Source organism: Planomonospora sp. ID91781 (genome assembly GCF_015711595.1).
Taxonomy (GTDB): domain Bacteria; phylum Actinomycetota; class Actinomycetes; order Streptosporangiales; family Streptosporangiaceae; genus Planomonospora; species Planomonospora parontospora.
Genome location: NZ_JABTEY010000003.1, coordinates 570144 through 587859, shown reverse-complemented (window position 1 = coordinate 587859; position 17716 = coordinate 570144). Strand labels below are relative to the sequence as shown.

General features: G+C 72.3%; 19 protein-coding genes. 10 read left to right on the top strand and 9 right to left on the bottom strand.

What is annotated here, in order from left to right; translation table 11 throughout:
• Positions 1–202 precede the first annotated feature (202 nt).
• The 5 genes from HS048_RS32920 to HS048_RS32900 all read left to right on the top strand — a co-directional run bounded on the left by HS048_RS32920 (position 203) and on the right by HS048_RS32900 (position 6113).
• Positions 203–1723: a sugar ABC transporter ATP-binding protein gene (locus tag HS048_RS32920; protein WP_068897715.1), complete on the top strand. Its 1521-nt coding sequence runs from the start codon at positions 203–205 to the stop codon at positions 1721–1723.
• A complete protein-coding gene (locus HS048_RS32915) occupies positions 1720–2787 on the top strand; it encodes an ABC transporter permease (RefSeq protein WP_307832730.1) in 1068 nt (355 codons plus the stop codon). The genes HS048_RS32920 and HS048_RS32915 overlap by 4 nt, the downstream gene beginning before the upstream one ends.
• Positions 2788–2876: 89 nt before the next feature.
• The gene (locus HS048_RS32910) at positions 2877–3941 is read left to right on the top strand and encodes a substrate-binding domain-containing protein (RefSeq protein ID WP_196469826.1); all 1065 of its coding nucleotides are present in this window, start codon (positions 2877–2879) and stop codon (positions 3939–3941) included.
• Positions 3938–5104 (top strand): Gfo/Idh/MocA family protein, encoded by a 1167-nt coding sequence (locus HS048_RS32905; RefSeq protein ID WP_231647389.1) that lies wholly within the window; start codon positions 3938–3940, stop codon positions 5102–5104. The genes HS048_RS32910 and HS048_RS32905 overlap by 4 nt, the downstream gene beginning before the upstream one ends.
• Before the next feature lies 1 nt (position 5105).
• Complete coding sequence (locus tag HS048_RS32900) at positions 5106–6113, top strand: sugar phosphate isomerase/epimerase (protein WP_196469825.1); 1008 nt, start codon at positions 5106–5108, stop codon at positions 6111–6113.
• Positions 6114–6152: 39 nt separating this feature from the next.
• Here HS048_RS32900 and HS048_RS32895 read toward each other — a convergent pair whose 3' ends face one another.
• Entirely contained in the window at positions 6153–6353 is a 201-nt protein-coding gene (locus tag HS048_RS32895) for a type II toxin-antitoxin system RelE/ParE family toxin (RefSeq protein ID WP_307832729.1), read from the bottom strand.
• Positions 6354–6450: 97 nt separating this feature from the next.
• On the opposite strand from HS048_RS32895, the gene HS048_RS32890 reads away from it, so the two are divergent.
• Together HS048_RS32890 and HS048_RS32885 are read left to right on the top strand one after the other, a co-directional pair.
• Positions 6451–6675, top strand: a complete 225-nt coding sequence (locus HS048_RS32890; RefSeq protein ID WP_196469823.1) for a hypothetical protein — start codon at positions 6451–6453, stop codon at positions 6673–6675.
• Positions 6672–7085, top strand: coding sequence for a type II toxin-antitoxin system VapC family toxin (locus tag HS048_RS32885; RefSeq protein WP_196469822.1), 414 nt, complete (start codon positions 6672–6674; stop codon positions 7083–7085). Before HS048_RS32890 ends, HS048_RS32885 begins: the two co-directional genes overlap by 4 nt.
• Positions 7086–7292: 207 nt before the next feature.
• Here HS048_RS32885 and HS048_RS32880 read toward each other — a convergent pair whose 3' ends face one another.
• Positions 7293–8108, bottom strand: a complete 816-nt coding sequence (locus HS048_RS32880; RefSeq protein WP_068897710.1) for a carbohydrate-binding protein — start codon at positions 8106–8108, stop codon at positions 7293–7295.
• A 349-nt stretch (positions 8109–8457) separates the two neighbouring features.
• On the opposite strand from HS048_RS32880, the gene HS048_RS32875 reads away from it, so the two are divergent.
• Positions 8458–9411, top strand: coding sequence for a helix-turn-helix domain-containing protein (locus tag HS048_RS32875; RefSeq protein ID WP_068897709.1), 954 nt, complete (start codon positions 8458–8460; stop codon positions 9409–9411).
• A 205-nt stretch (positions 9412–9616) separates the two neighbouring features.
• On the opposite strand, the gene HS048_RS32870 is transcribed toward HS048_RS32875, so the two are convergent.
• The 3 genes from HS048_RS32870 to HS048_RS32860 are packed head-to-tail and all read right to left on the bottom strand — an operon-like array spanning position 9617 to position 11430.
• Positions 9617–10702 (bottom strand): Zn-dependent alcohol dehydrogenase, encoded by a 1086-nt coding sequence (locus tag HS048_RS32870; protein WP_068897708.1) that lies wholly within the window; start codon positions 10700–10702, stop codon positions 9617–9619.
• A gap of 30 nt (positions 10703–10732) precedes the next feature.
• Positions 10733–10942, bottom strand: a complete 210-nt coding sequence (locus HS048_RS32865; RefSeq protein WP_068897707.1) for a ferredoxin — start codon at positions 10940–10942, stop codon at positions 10733–10735.
• A 14-nt stretch (positions 10943–10956) separates the two neighbouring features.
• The gene (locus tag HS048_RS32860; protein ID WP_068897706.1) at positions 10957–11430 is read right to left on the bottom strand and encodes a pyridoxamine 5'-phosphate oxidase family protein; all 474 of its coding nucleotides are present in this window, start codon (positions 11428–11430) and stop codon (positions 10957–10959) included.
• A gap of 140 nt (positions 11431–11570) precedes the next feature.
• Here HS048_RS32860 and HS048_RS32855 point away from each other — a divergent pair, with 140 nt between their 5' ends.
• Complete coding sequence (locus HS048_RS32855) at positions 11571–12203, top strand: class I SAM-dependent methyltransferase (RefSeq protein ID WP_196469932.1); 633 nt, start codon at positions 11571–11573, stop codon at positions 12201–12203.
• A 123-nt stretch (positions 12204–12326) separates the two neighbouring features.
• Here the strand turns inward: HS048_RS32855 and HS048_RS32850 are convergent, their stop codons facing one another.
• The 3 genes from HS048_RS32850 to HS048_RS32840 are packed head-to-tail and all read right to left on the bottom strand — an operon-like array spanning position 12327 to position 15379.
• Positions 12327–13367, bottom strand: coding sequence for a prenyltransferase (locus HS048_RS32850; protein WP_068897704.1), 1041 nt, complete (start codon positions 13365–13367; stop codon positions 12327–12329).
• Positions 13368–13370: 3 nt separating this feature from the next.
• Positions 13371–14084, bottom strand: coding sequence for a class I SAM-dependent methyltransferase (locus HS048_RS32845; protein ID WP_068897703.1), 714 nt, complete (start codon positions 14082–14084; stop codon positions 13371–13373).
• 41 nt (positions 14085–14125) lie between these two features.
• Positions 14126–15379, bottom strand: coding sequence for a glycosyltransferase family 4 protein (locus HS048_RS32840; protein ID WP_196469821.1), 1254 nt, complete (start codon positions 15377–15379; stop codon positions 14126–14128).
• A 306-nt stretch (positions 15380–15685) separates the two neighbouring features.
• On the opposite strand from HS048_RS32840, the gene HS048_RS32835 reads away from it, so the two are divergent.
• Positions 15686–16714 carry a GDP-mannose 4,6-dehydratase gene (locus tag HS048_RS32835; RefSeq protein WP_068897701.1) on the top strand — a complete coding sequence of 343 codons (1029 nt, stop codon included), beginning with the start codon at positions 15686–15688 and terminating at the stop codon, positions 16712–16714.
• A 63-nt stretch (positions 16715–16777) separates the two neighbouring features.
• On the opposite strand, the gene HS048_RS32830 is transcribed toward HS048_RS32835, so the two are convergent.
• Positions 16778–17626, bottom strand: coding sequence for a maleylpyruvate isomerase N-terminal domain-containing protein (locus tag HS048_RS32830; RefSeq protein ID WP_196469820.1), 849 nt, complete (start codon positions 17624–17626; stop codon positions 16778–16780).
• Positions 17627–17716: the final 90 nt, after the last annotated feature.

Genomic DNA, 17716 nt, shown 5'->3' with positions numbered 1-17716 from the left:
AGCTTCGCAACCATCGGTTGCGTGTCATGGAGAGGGGTGGGCCGCCGGGTTCCCGTCCGCTGGTGCTCCTACTTTTGCTGAAATAAGCGAAAGTATGACGACTTTCGATAAAAGGGTCTTCACAAGCGGCCGGAACAGGATTAGCTTCTGCATCACCAACTCCGAATCCCGGATGTTGGGAGCTTCCGAGACGGGAGGGCCCGTGTCCGGAGACACCCCTCTGCTGCTGATGCGGGGGATCGTCAAGCAGTTCCCCGGCGTCCGCGCCCTCGACGGGGTCGACCTGGAGGTGCGCCGTGGCGAGGTGCACTGCCTGCTCGGCCAGAACGGCGCGGGCAAGTCCACCCTCATCAAGATCCTCTCCGGGGCGCACCAGCCCGACGAGGGCGTCATCACGCTGGACGGGCAGGAGACGCGCCTGGCGACGCCGACGGCCGCGATCCGGGCCGGCGTCTCCACGATCTACCAGGAGCTCGACCTGGTCGACGGTCTCAGCGTGGCCGAGAACGTCTTCCTCGGCCACGAGCGCGCCAGGCTCGGCTTCGTCCGCTCCGGTGAGGCCAACCGCGCCGCGCACGCGCTCCTCGCCCGGCTCGGGCACCCCGAGATCCGCCCGTCCACCGAGGTCGGCCGGCTCTCACCGGCCGCCAAGCAGGTCGTCAGCATGGCCCGGGCCCTCTCCCACGACACCCGGCTGATCATCATGGACGAGCCCTCGGCGGCCCTGGCCCACGACGAGGTCGCCAACCTCTTCCGGATCGTCCGGGAGCTGACCTCCCAGGGCGTCGCCGTCGTCTACATCTCCCACCGGCTGGAGGAGATCCGGGAGATCGGCGACCGGGTGACGGTCCTGAAGGACGGCCGGACGGTGGCGGTCGGCCTGCCCGCCCGGACCACCGCCACCTCCGAGATCGTCTCCCTGATGACCGGCCGCGCGGTCGAGTACGTCTTCCCGCCGCGCCGCCCGCGCTCCGCGGAGGACCCGGACGCGCCCGAGGTGCTGAGGGTCGAGGGGCTCACCGCGCCGGGGCTCTTCGCCGACGTCTCCTTCACGGTCCGGGCCGGAGAGATCGTGGGCCTGGCCGGGCTGGTCGGCTCGGGCCGATCGGAGATCGTCGAGGCGGTGTACGGCGCGCGCCGCGCCTCGGGCGCCGTCGTGCTGGACGGGCGCCCCCTGGGACGCGGCGGCGGCACGACGGCCGCCGTCCGGCGCGGCATGGGCCTGGCCCCGGAGGAGCGCAAGGCCCAGGCGCTGCTGCTGGACCAGAGCGTCGCCCGCAACATCACGCTGGCCGGTCTCGGCCGCTACTCCCGGTTCGGCTGGCTCGACCGCCGCCGCGAGGACGCGGAGGCGCGGGAGCTGATCGAGACCCTCGGCATCCGGCCCGTCGATCCGGACCGGCCGGTCCGGACGCTCTCGGGCGGCAACCAGCAGAAGGCGGTGCTCGCCCGGTGGCTGGTCGGCGACCGCCGGCTGCTCCTGCTGGACGAACCGACCCGCGGCGTGGACGTCGGCGCCCGCGCGGAGCTGTACGCCGTCATCCGCAGGCTGGCCGACACCGGGATCGGCGTGCTGCTGGTCTCCAGCGAGGTGCCCGAGGTCCTCGGCCTGGCCGACCGGGTGCTGGTGGTCAGGGAAGGCCGGATCATCCACGAGTCCGACGCCCGCGACCTGGACGAGCGCCGGGTCCTCGATATGATCATGGAAGGGAGCGCGTTGTGACCGACACCCGCGGGCCGCGGGCCGGCGAGGACGCGAAGAGCGGTGCGGAGGCGCAGGCCGGGACGCCCGCGCAGGGGCCGGGCGTCCCGCGGAACCCGATGGGAGCGCTGGGCGGGCCGCTGGCCCGGCTGGGCGAGGCCCGGCACCTCGGCCTGGTGGTGGCGCTGGTGCTGCTGGCGCTGGTCGGCCTGGTGACCCGGCCGGACAACTTCGCCACCGCCTCCAACCTGGTCAGCATCCTGTCCCTGGCCGCCACCATCGGCGTGATCACCGTCGGCATGACGTTCGTGATCATCGGCGGCGGCATCGACCTGTCCGTGGGCGCGATCATGGCGCTCGCCTCGGTCTGGGCGACCACGCTGGCCACCCAGTCCTACGGACCGTTCGTGATGATCATCTGCGCGGTCCTGGTCGGGACCGGGGCCGGCCTGGTCAACGGGCTGCTCATCGCCTACGGGCGGCTGGTGCCGTTCATCGCCACGCTCGCCATGCTGGTGGCGGCCCGGGGCCTGGCCCAGCGCATGTCGGACCGGCGGACCCAGCTGGTCCAGCAGGGCAACGAGGCCATCGTGGAGCTGTCCACGACCCGGGTGCTCGGCCTGCCGCTGCTGGTCTACGTCTTCGCGCTGGTGGTCGCCGCGGGCTGGGTGCTGCTCAACCGCACCACCTTCGGCCGCCGCACGTACGCGGTCGGCGGCAACCCCGAGGCCGCCCGGCTGGCCGGCATCGACGTGCGCAGGCACACCATGCTGCTGTACGCGCTGTCCGGACTGTGCTGCGGCATCGCCGCCGTGCTCATCATGGCCAGGACCACCACCGGCTCCTCCACCCACGGCGACCTGTACGAACTGGACGCGATCGCCGCCGTCATCATCGGCGGCACGCTCCTCACCGGGGGCCGCGGCTCGATCATCGGCTCGATCCTCGGACTGCTGATCTTCACGCTCATCACGAACCTCTTCATCCTCAACGGGCTCAACACCAGCGACCAGCTGATCGCCAAGGGGCTGATCATCGTCGTGGCCGTGCTGCTCCAGCGGCGCGGCCTGCGCTCGCCCACCTGAAAGACCGGTGCCCCCGCGGACCGGTCAGGGGCCCGCGGGGACGCACCTCCACCCGGAACCCCCCGCACGGCAGCAGAAGGAGCACGATCATGTCCAACCCACTCGCCCGCCGGGGATTCCTCGTCGGCGGGGCGGTCATCGGAGCGGGAGCCCTGGTGACCGCCTGCACGAGCAACGAACCCGCCGCCCAGCCGAGCGCCGCCGCGGCGCCGTCGAACGCTCCGGCCGCCGGGAACGGCAACGACACGCCCGGGGAGAAGGTCGTCATCGGCTTCTCCGCCCCGGCCGCCGACCACGGCTGGATCGCCGCGATCGCCAAGAACGCCGAGGCCGCGGCCAAGCAGTACACCGACGTGGAGTTCAAGCCGGTCGAGCCGACCAACGACATCAACGCGCAGATCTCCGCCGTCGAGTCGCTCATCGCGGCCAAGGTCTCCGCGCTGGTGATCCTGCCCAACGACGGCCAGCAGCTCAACCAGATCGCCCGCCGCGCGAGCGACGCGGGCATCCCGGTGGTCAACCTGGACCGCGTCTTCCCCGACAAGCTCTCCTACCGGACCTGGATCGGCGGTGACAACTACGGCATGGGCGTGGCCGCCGGGCACTACATCGGCAAGCGGCTCAAGGACAAGGGCGTGGCGGACCCGGTGATCCTGGAGATCCAGGGGATCGCGACGCTCCCGCTCACCCAGGACCGGAGCAAGGGCTTCGCCGACGCGCTCAAGACGTACGGCTTCAGCGTGACGGCCCAGCAGGACGCCCAGTTCACCGTGGAGTCCGGCACCGAGGTCGCCGGGAACCTGCTCCAGGCGCACAAGAAGATCGACGCGATCTGGAACCACGACGACGACCAGGGCATCGGCGTGCTGGCCGCGATCAAGGAGGCCGGCCGGAACGAGTTCTTCATGGTCGGCGGGGCGGGCTCGGCCAACGCGATGCGCGACATCCAGGCCGGCACGGGCGTGCTGGAGGCCACCGTGACCTACAGCCCGACGATGGCCTCCTCGGCGGTCCGGCTGGCCCGGCTCATCGCCCAGGGCAAGGGCATGAGCGACCTGGTGGAGAACGAGGTGCCGCAGTCCATCACGCTGGCCTCGGAGACCATCACCAAGGAGAACGTCGCCGAGTACCTCCCGCTGGGGTTCGAATCGTGAAGCCGGTCCTCGGGGTGGGCATGGTCGGGCACGCGTTCATGGGGCGGGTGCACTCCCAGGCCTGGCGGAGCGTCTCCGCCTTCTTCGACCTGCCCGTGGTCCCGTCCATGGCGGTGCTCGGCGGGCGCTCGCCGGAGCGCACGGCCGAGGCCGCGCGGCGGCTCGGCTGGGCGGCGGCCGAGACGGACTGGAAGCGGCTCGTCCAGCGCGACGACGTGCAGATCGTGGACGTCTGCACGCCCGGCGACTCGCACGCCGAGATCGCGATCGCGGCGCTGGCCGCGGGCAAGCACGTCATCTGCGAGAAACCGCTGGCCAACACGGTCGCCGAGGCCGAGGCGATGGCGGAGGCGGCCCGGCAGGCGGCGGCGCGGGGCGTGCGCGCGATGGTCGCCTTCAACTACCGGCGGGTCCCGGCGGTGGCGCTGGCCCGGCGGTTCGTGGCCGAAGGGCGGCTGGGGGAGGTGCGCCACGTCCGGGCGCAGTACCTCCAGGACTGGATCGCGGATCCGGAGTTCCCGCTGGTCTGGCGGTTGCGCCGGGACCGCGCGGGCTCGGGCGCGCTCGGCGACATCGGGGCGCACATCGTGGACACCGCCCAGTTCGTCACCGGCCGGAACCTGGTGGGCGTCTCGGCGCTCACCGAGACGTTCGTCCGGGAGCGCCCGCTGGCGGACGCCTCGGAGGGCCTCGCGGGCGGGAGCCGTACCGGGGAGAAGGGGACGGTCGACGTCGACGACGCCGCGCTGTTCATCGGGCGGCTGGAGGGCGGGGCGCTGGCCTCGTTCGAGGCCACCCGGTTCGCCGCCGGGCGCAAGAACGCGCTGCGGATCGAGGTCAACGGCTCGAAGGGGAGCCTGGCCTTCGACTTCGAGGCGATGAACGAGCTGTGGTTCCACGACCACACGCTCGACGGGGCCGAGGCGGGCTTCCGGCGGATCATGGTCACCGAGCCCGGCCACCCGTACGCGGGGGCCTGGTGGCCGCCGGGGCACGGGCTCGGCTACGAGCACACCTTCACCCACGAGGTGAAGGACTTCCTGGAGGCGGTCGCCGCCGGCGCCGACCCCGCCCCCTCGTTCGAGGACGGGTTGCGGGTGCAGCGGGTGCTGGCGGCGGTCGAGGCGAGCGCGGCGGACGAGAGCCGCTGGACGGTGGTGTGAGATGAACAGGCCGATCACGTTGTTCACCGGGCAGTGGGCCGACCTGCCCTTCGAGGAGGTCTGCCGGCTGGCCGCCGAGTGGGGGTACGACGGGCTGGAGATCGCCTGCTGGGGCGACCACTTCGAGGTCGACAGGGCCCTGGCGGACGACTCCTACGTCGGGCGGAAGCTGGAGACGCTCGCCAAGTACGACCTGGAGGTGTGGGCGGTCTCCAACCACCTCGTCGGCCAGGCGGTCTGCGACCACCCGATCGACGAGCGGCACCGGGCCATCCTGCCCGCGCGGATCTGGGGCTCCGGGGACCCCGAGGAGGTGCGGCGGGCGGCGGCAGAGGAGATGAAGGACACCGCGCGGGCCGCGGCGAAGCTGGGCGTGGACACGGTCGTGGGCTTCACCGGCTCCTCGATCTGGCACACGGTCGCGATGTTCCCGCCGGTGCCGCCGTCGATGGTGGAGGCGGGCTACGCCGACTTCGCCGACCGGTGGAACCCGATCCTGGACGTGTTCGACGAGGTCGGGGTCCGCTTCGCGCACGAGGTGCACCCGAGCGAGATCGCCTACGACTACCACACGACGGTGCGGACCCTGGAGGCGATCGGCCGCCGGGAGGCGTTCGGGCTGAACTGGGACCCGTCCCACATGGTCTGGCAGGACCTGGACCCGGTCGGCTTCATCCTGGACTTCGCCGACCGCATCTACCACGTGGACTGCAAGGACGCCAAGGTCAGGTGCGGCGACGGGCGGCGCGGGCGGCTCGCCTCCCACCTGCCCTGGGCGGACCTGCGGCGCGGCTGGGACTTCGTCTCCACCGGGCGCGGCGACGTGCCCTGGGAGGACTGCTTCCGGGCGCTGAACTCCATCGGGTACGGCGGGCCGATCTCGATCGAGTGGGAGGACGCCGGGATGGACCGCCTGGACGGCGCGCCCGAGGCGCTGGACTTCGTCCGGCGGCTCAACGCCATCACGCCCCCCGCGGCCTCGTTCGACGCGGCCTTCAGCGGGGACTGACCCGGTACGGCCCGCGGCCGCACGGGGTGCCGCGGGCCGTCAGGGGCGGTATGCGTCCCGGCGGTGTTCGATCGTCTGGATCGACACGGTGTGCTTGTCCTCGTCGATGCGGTAGACGACTCGGTAGGTCCCCCGCCGGGCGACGTGCAGGCCGTCGTACGGCTCCTGGAGAGGTTTGCCGACACGCCACGGCTCCCGGGCGATCGCACCGGTGATGAGTTCGCACGCTGCGGCGGCCACGCTCTCCGGGAGACCGGTGGCGAGGGCTCGATGAGCCGGCTTCCCGAGATGATGAAGACATCTGCAGTGCATGCAAACTGCATGCTAACTTGTGTGCATGGGAACCGTGCAGATCCGAGATGTCCCCGACGAAACCGAACGGACGCTGAAGGCGAGGGCCGAGCGTGAGGGCAAGTCGCTGACGGCGTACCTGCGCGATCTCCTCAACGAGGAGGCGTCCACCCCGACGCTCGACGAGGTCATGGCCAGGATCGCCGCCGACGAGCCGGTGCCGTACGATCCGGACTTCGTCCGCGAGACGCTGCGCGAGGGCCGCCGGTGAGCCTGGTCGTCGACGCCTCGATCGTCTTCCGCCTGCTGGCCAACGTGAAAGGCGACGACCTCCTCCGGCAGCGGCTGGTCCGCAGGCTGCACGCCCCGGCGCTGATCGACGTCGAGATCGCCTCGGTGGTGCGCGGGCATGTGATCACGAGTAAGCCGGAGGTGCGCATCTCCGAGGAGCGGGCAGGCATCATGCTGGAGCGGTACGCCCAGTTGAGGATCGCCCGCCATCCGATGCTGCCTCTGCAGCCGCGTGTGCTGGAATTGCGCAACAACCTCACCGCCTACGACGGCATGTACGTCGCGCTCGCCGAACTGCTGGGGGTGCCGCTGCTCACCGACGACGCCAAGTTCGCCGGTGCGACGGGGCACCGGGCGGAGATCCACCGCTATCCGCCGCCGTCGGTGTAGACCGTCGTCCCGCGACGGCCGCAGACGGCTCCACCGCGCCCGTGTCGTCCACGGGCGAACGCCTCCGGGCGGGCCGGTTCCCGCGCGGCCCGGTGTGCCCGGCCCGGTGTGCCCGGCCCGGTGTGCCCGGCCCGGCTCCCGCGCCGGAACCCGGCCGGAGCCGGTCCGCGTGCCTCGCCGGGAACGCGGACCGGCGGCCCGGGCGGGTCAGGCGCGCTGCCACAGGGAGGGGACGTTCGGCGGCTCCCATCCGGTCTGCGCGGTGTGCGCCTGGAGGCAGCGGTAGGTCACGCCCCCGTAGGTGACCCGGTCCCCGGCGGCGTAGGCCGTACCGGCCCGCCAGGTCCCGCCGGGCGGCGTGCTCGGCGACGGGCTGGTCGTGGGCGTCCCGGCGACGTCGAGCACGAAGTCGAACGTCCCCTCCCGCACGCCTCCGGCCGTGCGCACGTTCATCAGCAGCGACGGATCGAAGATGGTGTCGGTGTTGTTGCGCGGCTCGCCGGGGAAGTAGAGCTGGGTGGTCAGGATCCGCGACTGGCCCGGCGCCTGGAGCTTGACGTGGATGTGCCGCGTCCGCCCCGGGTAGAGACCGGGGACGATGGTGGTCAGCCGGTACGACCCGTCCGCGCCGGTGAACAGGTGGCCGCGCAGGGTGAACCGGACGTTGTCGTAGTTGCCGGAGTTGTCGGCCTGCCAGAAGTCCATGAGCACCCGGCTCAGCGGGCGGCACGCGCGGTCGAAGACGTAACCGCTGACGACCAGCCGTGTACCGGACACCCCGGCGGTGAGATCGTCGCGCTCGGGGGAGTTCGGCTTGAAGTACGGCCCCTCGGTCTGGGCCACGGTCGTCCTGCCGGGGGTGCAGGCCAGCGGCGCGTCCGCCGGGGCCGCCGACGCGGCCCCCGCCCGGGAGGCCGCGCCGGCCACCGCCGGCGCGGCCAGAGCGCCCAGGCCCACCGCGGTGATGAACCTCTTACGGCTGAGGCCGGGCTCCTCGCCGGCCCGGTGCGGGTTCTCGCTCATCGTGCTCCTTGTCGGGGGAGGGGTCGGGGGACGGGGGCCGCTCCGGAGGCCGCGGCGGCCCGTCCCTGACGTGTATATCCACCGCACCCGCCGCGGACGTGGCGGCGCGTGCCGAGGTGTTGGCACGGAGCGCCGAGCCGCCGCGGCCCTCCTCCCGCGGTCCTCCTTCCACGGCCCTCCTCCCGCGCCCCGGCGGGGAGGGCGCAGCCGGTCGTCCATAACCCGTGACGGGGACACGGATGGGATTTCCGGCGCCCGGCTCGGGGGGAGAGGCTGGGCGGGCCGCGACCGGGCGGCACCGGAAGGCTCAGCGGGACGCTCGGAGAGCCCACGAGACCGGGGAGAGGCCATGCCCACCTTCGTCAGCACGGCCGGCACGCCGGCCCGGGAGCAGGCCGCGTTCTGGCGGGACGTCGTGTCACGGGCCTTCGGCCCGCTGGAGCTGCGGACCGACGACCGGGAGGGGTTCGCGGGCCGGATCGTGGGCCGTACCCTGGGCCCGGTCCAGGTCAGCGACGTGCGCGCGCCCGCCCACGTGGTGAGCCGCGCCGCGCGGCACGGCCTGCGGGACGGCATGGAGCACTACAAGCTGTCCCTGCTGCTGCGCGGTTCGGGGGTGGTCGAGCAGGCGGGCAGGCACGTCGAGGTCGGCTCCGGAGACCTGGTGCTCTACGACCTGGCCCGCCCGATCAGGTTCGCGCTCCAGGACCACCACCTGCTGGCCCTGACCATCCCCCGGTCCGTGATCCCGCTGCCGCCCGCGCGGGTGGCGGAACTGGCGGGCACGCTGCTGGGCAGCAGGGAGGGCCCGGGGAGCCTGGCGGTCTCCTTCCTGAGCGCGCTGGCGGTCCACGGCGGTCCGGCGGAGGGCCCGTACGGCGTGCACTTCGGCGAGGCCCTGGTCAACGTGGTGACCGGGGCGCTGTGCGAGCGGCTCGACGGCGCGCCGCCGCCCGACGGCGCGCACGCCGAGGCGTACGCGCGGATCGTGGACTGGATCGAGCGGAACCTGCACCGCCCCGATCTGTCCCCGGCCGTCATCGCGCAGGCCCATCACGTCTCGGTCCGCCAGCTCCACCGGATCTTCCAGGCGGCGGGCGGCACGGTGACCGCGCACGTGCGCGCCCGCCGTCTGGACCACTGCCGCCGGGAGCTGGCCGCCGCGGGGCCCCGCGGCGAGGGGGTGGGGGAGATCGCCGCCCGCTGGGGCTTCACGGACGCCACCTCGTTCAGCCGGGCCTTCCGCCGGGCCTACGGCCGGGCGCCGCGCGACTGGCGGGACCAGCGGGACCGGCGGGACTGAGGGGCCCGCCCGGCCGGATCGCGGCCGGGCGATCCGGACAGGACGGTGACGGGGCCTCCGGCCGGGCGCCTATGGGTCACGTGCCGCGTCCGGTGGGTGCGGACGAGCGCCTCCCGGACGGGCCGGCGCATCGGGTCGAGGACACCGTGGCCGGTCAGGCCAAGAACCAAGCTCTCCCGGGAGGCGTTCCCCTGCGTCCTCACCGTCAGTCCAGGACGACGACCTGGCGCAGGACCTCGCCGCCGCGCAGGGCCGCGACGGCGTCGTTGAGGTCGGCGAGCCTGATCCGGGAGCTGATCATGCTCTCCAGGTCGAGCTTGCCGGCCTTGTACAGCCCGGCGAGGAACGGGAAGTCCCGGCGGACGTCCGAGCCCCCGTACATCGAGCTGAGGATGTTCTTGCCCTCGAACAGCAGGCTGAAGGCGCTCAGCGGGACGGTGTCGTCCATCGCGCCCGCGCCGACGACGATCATGTCGCCGCCGCGGCGGGTCGCCTGCCAGGCGGTCATGATCGCGGCGGACTTGCCGACGGCCTCGAAACCGTAGTCGAATCCCCGGCCCCCGGTCAGCGTGCCGATCGCGTCCATCAGCTGGTCGGGCGTGACCGCGTGGGTGGCGCCGACCTTCTCGGCCAGCTCGTGCTTGGACTCCAGCGGGTCGATCGCCAGGATCGTGGTCGCCCCGGAGATCCGGGCGCCCTGGATGATCGACAGGCCGATCCCGCCGCAGCCGACCACGGCCACGGTCGAGCCCGCGCGGACCCTGGCGGTGTTGAGCGCAGCGCCGACGCCGGTGGTGACGCCGCAGCCGATCAGCGCCGCGACCTCGAAGGGCACGTCCGGGTCGACCTTGACCGCGCCCTGCCAGGGCACGACGATCTCCTCGCACCAGGTGCCGCAGCCGGCCATGCCGAACGCCGGGGTGTCGCCGCCGTAGCGGAAGCGGGCGTTGACGAAGCTGTCCATGACGTAGGTCATGCACAGGAACGGCTGGTTGACCAGGCAGTTGGAGCAGGTGCCGCAGGCCGGGGTCCAGTTGACGATGACGTGGTCGCCGGGCTGGACGGTGGTCACGTGGTCGCCGACCTCGACGACCTCGCCCGCGCCCTCGTGCCCGGGGATGACCGGGAGCGGCATCGGCAGCACGCCGCTCAGCACCGACAGGTCGGAGTGGCAGACGCCGGTGGCCCTGACCTTGATCCGGACGTCCGCCGGGCCCACCGGGGTCAGGGTGAAGTCGTCGCGGATGTCGAGCTTGTCGTCGCCGACGGCGTGGAGCAGCGCACCGCGCATGAGAGGTCCTCCTGGGTCCTGGGTCCTGGGTTATGCCTTCTCCTCGGGGGTCTCCTCGAGGGAGAGGGCGGCTTTGGGGCAGGACCGCACGGCGTGCCGGACGCGGTCCATCATCTCCGGCGGCGGCTCAGGCAGCAGCACGTGCAGCTGGTCGTCGTCGTCGACGTCGAAGACCTCCGGGGCGAGTCCCATGCAGACGGCGTTGGCCTCGCAGACCAGATAGTCGACTTTGATCTTCATGAGCGTGAACCTCCTCAACCGGACTGGATCGGCGTGCCGAGCTTACGGTGGTCCCAGGAGACCACCCGGGTGGGCTCGACGACGAACGCGACCCTTTTCCGGCCGGTGTGGGCGACGTACTCGGAGACGAGCTCCTCGGAGTCCGGCATCCCGGCCATCCGCCGGGTCACGCCCATGCCGACGCGCAGCACGCCCTCCGGGTCGCCGATCGTGCGCGCGACGCCGTACACCAGGACTCCGCGCAGCTCGGCGTAGTCGTCCCCGGCCTCGATCAGGCAGCTCACCCGGGCGTCCCGCTGGATGTTGCGGGTCTTCTGGGCCTTGCCGTAGGTCCAGAAGGCGATCCTCCCCTCGTCCAGCCCGTAGAACATGGTGACCATGTGGGGCGTGCCGTCCGGGTTGATCGTGCCGAGCTGGAGCTTCCGCGACTCCGCGATGAAGGCGGTGACCTCGTCGTCGGACATCGCTATGCGCGCGCGCTGATTCACGGTGCAAAGTAGAACATGTTCCACAAGGCCCGGCAAGAGCCGTTCCGAATGTTGTTCGGCGTGGGTAGGCTGCTCGGATGAGCAACGCCACCGGGCCCTCCGACCTGCCCGCGGACCCGCGTCCCGGCACGCCGCCGAGCATGCCCGCGGACCTGCTGCAGGCCGCCCACCGCGCCAAGGGGTTCATGCCCCGGACCGAGGGGATCGCCCTGTTCGAGACCGCCGCCGAGTACGGCTCGCGCGGGCCGATCTGCGAGATCGGCACCTACTGCGGGAAGTCCGCCGTCTACCTCGGCGCGGGCGCCCGCCTGTCCGGCTCCGTCGTCCTGACCGTGGACCACCACCGGGGCTCGGAGGAGATCCAGCCGGGCTGGGCCCACCACGACCCCACGCTGGTCGACCCCCGCTTCGGCAAGATGGACTCCCTGCCCACCTTCCGCTGCACGATCGCCGCGGCCGGGCTGGAGGAGGAGGTCATCGCGATCGTCGGCCGCTCCGAGCGGGTCGCCGAGCTGTGGAACACCCCGCTGGGGATGCTGTTCATCGACGGCGGCCACTCCGAGGAGCCGGTGACCAAGGACTACGAGGGCTGGGCCCCGCACGTGGTGCCGGGCGGCGCGCTGGTCTTCCACGACATCTACCCCGACCCGGCCGACGGCGGGCAGGCGCCGTACCGCGTCCACCAGAGGGCGCTGGCCTCCGGGGCGTTCAAGGAGGTCCGGCGGGAGGGCTCGCTCCGGGTGCTGGAGCGGATCGGCCCCGGCATCGGTTGACGGGCCGCGGTGTCGGTTGACGGGCCGTGGCGTCGGCTGACGGGCTCCGGCGTCGGTTGACGGGCCGAGGGGGAGTCCCTCGGCAGGGCGGGGGCGGCGGCACGGCTCCCGGGCCCCGCCGGGTCAGCCGGGGGAGCGGGCGTGGCTGCAGCCGCAGGCCGCGGTGGGGCGGTCCGTCGCGTAGGCGCCCGCGTCGCGGAAGAGGCCCGACGCGGGGGTGAGGCCGTACAGCGCGTCGGCGGCGAGCACGACGGCGGCCGCGGTGTAGGCCGAGCGCTCGTGCGGGAACCACTTCTCGTTCACGAACTGCCAGCCGGTCCAGTAGGACCCGTCCTCGTGCCGCAGGTGCTGCATGTCGGTGAAGAGCTTCTCGGCCCGGTCCCGGTCGCCCAGCGCGTCCAGCGCCAGCACCAGCTCGCACGTCTCCGCACCGGTCACCCAGGGCTGGTCGGAGACGCAGCGGATGCCCAGGCCCGGCTCGACGAACGTGTCCCACTCCTCGGCCAGGCGGGCGTGGGCCGCCGGGCCGCGCAGGGCGCCGCCGAGGATCGGGTAGTACCAGTCCATCGAGAAGCGGCTCTTGTCGGCGAACGCCTCGGGATGAGCGGCCAGCACGTGGCCGAGCTGGTCGGCCGCGAGCTCCCAGTCGGGCTGCGGGTCGCCCAGGTGCTCGCCGAGCAGCACGCCGCAGCGCAGGCCCTGGTGGATGGAGGCGCAGCCGGTCAGCAGGGCATAGGAGGCCGCCCGGCCGTCCGCGGCCCGCTCCCAGACGATCTCGCCCCGGGTGGTCTGCAGGCCGACCGTGAAGTCGAGGGCGGAGCGCACGACGGGCCACATCTCACGGGCGAAGCCCTCGTCGCCGGTGACCAGCAGCTCGTGCCAGACGCCGACCGCGACGTAGGCCGCGTGGTTGGACTCCCCGCCGTGCTCGACGGCCCTGCCCCCGACCAGCTTCATCGGCCAGGACCCGTCGGCCCGCTGGGTGCGGACCAGCCAGTCGTAGCCCCTGCGGACCGGCTCGGCCAATCCGGCCACGCTCATCGCCATCAGGCACTCGACGTGGTTCCAGGCGTCCACGTGGCCCTCGGGCCAGGGGACGCCGCCGTCGTCCTCCTGCACGGCCGCGATGCTGCCCGCGGTCTGCGCGACCCGCTGCCGGTCCACGGCTCAGGCGGGCTTCCGGACGTAGAGCACGACGCTCTTGCCGATGAGCGGGTTGAGCAGCGCCTCGGCGATGCGGGTGGCGGCCGGGCGCTTCATGATGTCCCAGACGAGGATCTCGTGGTACGCCTTGGCCAGCGGGTGGTCGTCGTTGTTCACGCCGACGGCGCACTTGATCCACCAGTACGGCGCGTGCAGGCCGTGGGCGTGGTGGTGCGGGCCGATGACGAACCCGGTGGCCTTGAGCTTCGCGCCGAGCTCGGCGAGCGTGTAGATCCGCACGTGCCCGCCGGGGGCGGTGTGGTAGTCCTCGTCCAGCGCCCAGCAGATCCGCTCGGGCAGGAAGCTCGGCACCGTGACCGCGGCCAGGCCGCCCGGCTTGAGCACCCGGAAGATCTCCCGCATCGCCGCCATGTCGTCGGGGATGTGCTCCAGGACCTCGGCGGCGATCACCCGGTCGAAGCTGGCGTCCTCGAACGGCATGTCCAGCGCGTCGCCGGTCACCGTCTCGGCGGTCGCCTCGTCGGGCACCTCGCCGGCCTGCTCCATCGCGGCGAACATGGTCGCCACGCCCTTCAGCTCCTCGGCGTCCATGTCGAACGCCACCACGTCGGCGCCCCGGCGCAGCACCTCGAAGGCGTGCCGCCCGCCGCCGCAGCCGAGATCGAGGACTCGGGTCCCGGGCCCGACGGGCAACCGGCCGAAGTCGACAGTCAGCACTTGCCGCTCCTTGCAGAGATCCAGCTGGGAAAGGGGGTCGATCAGGTCGTGCGGGTCGCGGGGTGGGCCTGGATGGCCTCGCGGTAGGCCTCCACGGTCCGCTGCGCGACGACCTTCCAGGTGTAGCGCTCCATGGCGCGCTCGTAGCCGCGCCGGCCGACCTCGGCCCGCTCCTCGGGGGAGTCGTGCAGGCGGCGCAGCGCGGCGGCCAGCTCCTCGGGGTCGCCGGGGGCGACCTGCACCGCGGCGTCGCCGACGACCTCCGGCAGCGCGCCGGTCCGCGAGGCGACGAGCGGGGTCCCGCAGGCCATGTGCTCGACGGCCGGGAGCGAGAAGCCCTCGTAGAGCGAGGGGACGACCGCGATCTCCGAGGTGGCGATCAGCTCGCCCAGCTCGGTGTCGGAGATGCCGTGCACGAACCGGACCCGGTCGGCCAGGGAGAGCTCGGCCACCAGCTTCTCGGTCGGGCCGCCCGGGGTCGGCCTGCTCACCACGGTCAGGTTCACGTCGCGCTCGGTGGCGAGCTTGGCCACCGCGCGCAGCAGCGTCGCCACGCCCTTCATCGGCGAGTCGGCGCTGGCCACCGCGACGATCGAGCCGGGACGCTTGGGCATCTCCGGGCGCGGGTGGAAGTAGCGGGTGTCCACGCCCAGCGGGATGAGCCGCATGTTGGCCTGCGGGACGTTGAAGTCGCGGTGGATGTCGGCGAGGGAGGACTCGCTGACGGTCAGGATCGGGTTCAGCTGCGGGGCGACCTTGGCCTGCATGCGCACGAAGCCGTACCAGCGCCGCATCGAGAACTGCTTGCGCAGCGGGGCGGCCTTGAGCTCGATCCGCCGGTCCACGCTGATCGGGTGGTGGATGGTGCCGACCACCGGGAAGAGCTTCTGGATGCCGAGCAGGCCGTAGCCGAGGGTCTGGTTGTCCTGGACCACGTCGAAGTCGCCGACGCGCCTGGCCAGCTCGCGGCGGGCGCGCAGGGTGAAGGTCAGCGGCTCGGGGAATCCGGCGGTCCACATGGTCGCGACCTCGAGCACGTCGATCCAGTCGCGGAACTCGCGCAGCCCCGGGGTGCGGAACGGGTCCTCGTCGCGGTAGAGGTCGAGGCTGGGGACCTTGTTGAGGACGACCCCCTCGTCGAGCTCGGGGTACGGCTGGCCGGAGAAGACCTCGACGTGGTGGCCGAGGGCGACCAGTTCACGGCTGAGGTGGCGCAGGTAGACCCCCTGGCCGCCGCAGGTCGGCTTGCTCCGGTAGGACAGCAGAGCGATCCGCAGCGAGTCCGCACCTGGCACGGCAACCCCTTCCTCACCCTGTCCGGGTGAGGACAGGTACCGTGAAAGATGACCTTAGACCTCGGACCCTACCATTCGGTAGGTCTCACCCTTCTAATGTGGAATTGTGCTCAGTGTCACTTTCGGGGCATACGAGCTGCGACGTTGGCGCGACCGATCGCAATTCGGTGAAACGGGTTCTAGTGACACGCCGCCCGGTATGGTGCCCATAGCAGGGCAGGGCGGTACATTCGCCAGTCAACGGCACATTGTCCGGGTAGGACCCGGTCCGGGAGCAAGCCCCGCCCGACGAGCAAGGAGGACGCGTTGGCCAGGCGCGCGCTGATCACCGGCATCACCGGGCAGGACGGTTCCTACCTGGCCGAATGCCTGCTGGACGAGGGCTACGAGGTCTGGGGGCTCGTCCGGGGCCAGGCCAACCCGCGCGTCTCCCGGGTGCGCAGGCTCCTGCAGGACGTCCAGCTGGTCCGCGGCGACCTGCTCGACCAGGGCTCGCTCATCTCCGCGGTGGAGAAGGTCCAGCCCGACGAGGTCTACAACCTGGGCGCCATCTCGTTCGTGCCGATGTCCTGGGAGCAGGCCGAGCTGACCGCCGAGGTCACCGGCATGGGCGTGCTGCGCATGCTGGAGGCCATCCGCGTCTGCTCGGGGATCTCCTCCTCGCGGACCGTCAACGGCTCCGGCCAGATCCGGTTCTACCAGGCGTCGTCCTCGGAGATGTTCGGGCAGGTCCGGGAGACCCCGCAGGCGGAGACCACCCCGTTCCACCCCCGCTCGCCGTACGGCGTGGCCAAGGCCTACGGCCACTTCCTGACCCAGAACTACCGCGAGTCCTACGGGATGTTCGCGGTCAGCGGCATCCTGTTCAACCACGAGTCGCCGCGCCGCGGCGCCGAGTTCGTCACCCGCAAGGTCTCCCTCGGCGTGGCCCGCATCAAGCTGGGCCTGGCCTCCGAGCTCCGCCTGGGCAACCTGGAGGCCCGCCGCGACTGGGGCTACGCCGGCGACTACGTCCGGGCGATGCACCTGATGCTCCAGGCCGGGACGCCCGAGGACTACGTCATCGGCACCGGGCGGACCCAGTCGGTGCGAGAGCTCGTCGAGGCGGCGTTCTCCGCCGCGGGCCTCGACTGGGAGCGCTACGTGGTCTGCGACCAGGCCCTGCACCGCCCGGCCGAGGTCGACCTGCTCTGCGCCGACCCGAAGAAGGCCCGCGTCCAGCTCGGCTGGGAGCCGTCGGTCTCCTTCGAGGAACTGGTCGCCATGATGGTCGAGGCCGACGTCAAACTCCTGTCCGAGGGCGGCGACCCCGACCAGGACTCCTCCTGGCCATGACGATCTCTCCGGACCCCGCCCACGGCGACGGGCCCGGTGCCGCCGCGACGCTGCCGCCCGTCCTCATCCGACGAGCGGGAAGCGGTCCGCCGCCGGTCCGAGCCGCTCGCGTTCGTTTCCGGTCAGCGGCAGGCGCCCGCCGCCCTTGAGGGTGTAGTCGGCGTCGCTCCAGAGGGCGCCGGCGGGAGCGCCGGCGAGGTGGTCGAAGGTCCGCCGGACGACGGCCAGCGCCGATGCCGGGGGCGGCGGGGTCCCGTCGAGGCCGACGGTGATGTCGAGATGGTGGATCGCGGCCTCGACCGCCCACTGGGCGAGGAGATCCGCCACGGCGATGCTCCGGCCGTACTGCTCGACCCGGGTCTCCTCCGGCACGACCCCGGCCTGCCGGACCGCGGCCTGTACGGCGGGCGACATGCGCGCGACGAGCGATGCGGGCCTCCGGTACGCCGAGGCGACCAGGCGGACGAAACGCAGGTTCGCCAGCGCGGCCTCCTCGTCGGTGCCGCTGTCCTGCCACACCGAGACGAAGTCGCCGTCCGGCTCCGCCTCCGTCGGAGTGGCGAGGGCGACGAGCACGTCCTGGACACCGAGGTGCAGATGGCAGAGCACGTCGCACACCGCCCAGCCGCGGCAGCGGCTCGGCCCCGTCAACGCGGTGTCATCGAGGGAGGCGGCCAGCTCGTCCAGCGCGGTGAACGCCTCGGCGAACGCGGTCAGCGCCTCCCGGTGGGAGATCGGTTCCGGAGTCGCCCCCGCGTCCGCCGGTGATCCCGCGTCAGGACCCGCTGGAGAGGCGTCCCGCGTCCGCGCACGCAACCGCCGTACCTCGGTCTCGAACCGCTCGGGGCCGCCTGCGGTCTTGATCGCTCGCTGCAGATGCCCGCTCTCCCGCCACCTGGAATACCCGCTCACGGGACCGCCTCTCTCCACCGTTCCACGGGCAGGGCATGCGCGGGCGCGAGCGTTCCCATCCGCCTGCCCTGTCGCAGGCCCATTCTCGGA

What these genes read in the sequence shown, in the direction of transcription:
- HS048_RS32865 (WP_068897707.1), bottom strand. Translation starts at nt 10,942, where the DNA reads ATGAAGATCAAAGTCGACTATCTGGTCTGCGAGGCCAACGCCGTCTGC.
- HS048_RS32890 (WP_196469823.1), top strand. Translation starts at nt 6,451, where the DNA reads ATGGGAACCGTGCAGATCCGAGATGTCCCCGACGAAACCGAACGGACG.
- HS048_RS32880 (WP_068897710.1), bottom strand. Translation starts at nt 8,108, where the DNA reads ATGAGCGAGAACCCGCACCGGGCCGGCGAGGAGCCCGGCCTCAGCCGT.
- HS048_RS32870 (WP_068897708.1), bottom strand. Translation starts at nt 10,702, where the DNA reads ATGCGCGGTGCGCTGCTCCACGCCGTCGGCGACGACAAGCTCGACATC.
- HS048_RS32855 (WP_196469932.1), top strand. Translation starts at nt 11,571, where the DNA reads ATGCCCGCGGACCTGCTGCAGGCCGCCCACCGCGCCAAGGGGTTCATG.
- HS048_RS32900 (WP_196469825.1), top strand. Translation starts at nt 5,106, where the DNA reads ATGAACAGGCCGATCACGTTGTTCACCGGGCAGTGGGCCGACCTGCCC.
- HS048_RS32910 (WP_196469826.1), top strand. Translation starts at nt 2,877, where the DNA reads ATGTCCAACCCACTCGCCCGCCGGGGATTCCTCGTCGGCGGGGCGGTC.
- HS048_RS32875 (WP_068897709.1), top strand. Translation starts at nt 8,458, where the DNA reads ATGCCCACCTTCGTCAGCACGGCCGGCACGCCGGCCCGGGAGCAGGCC.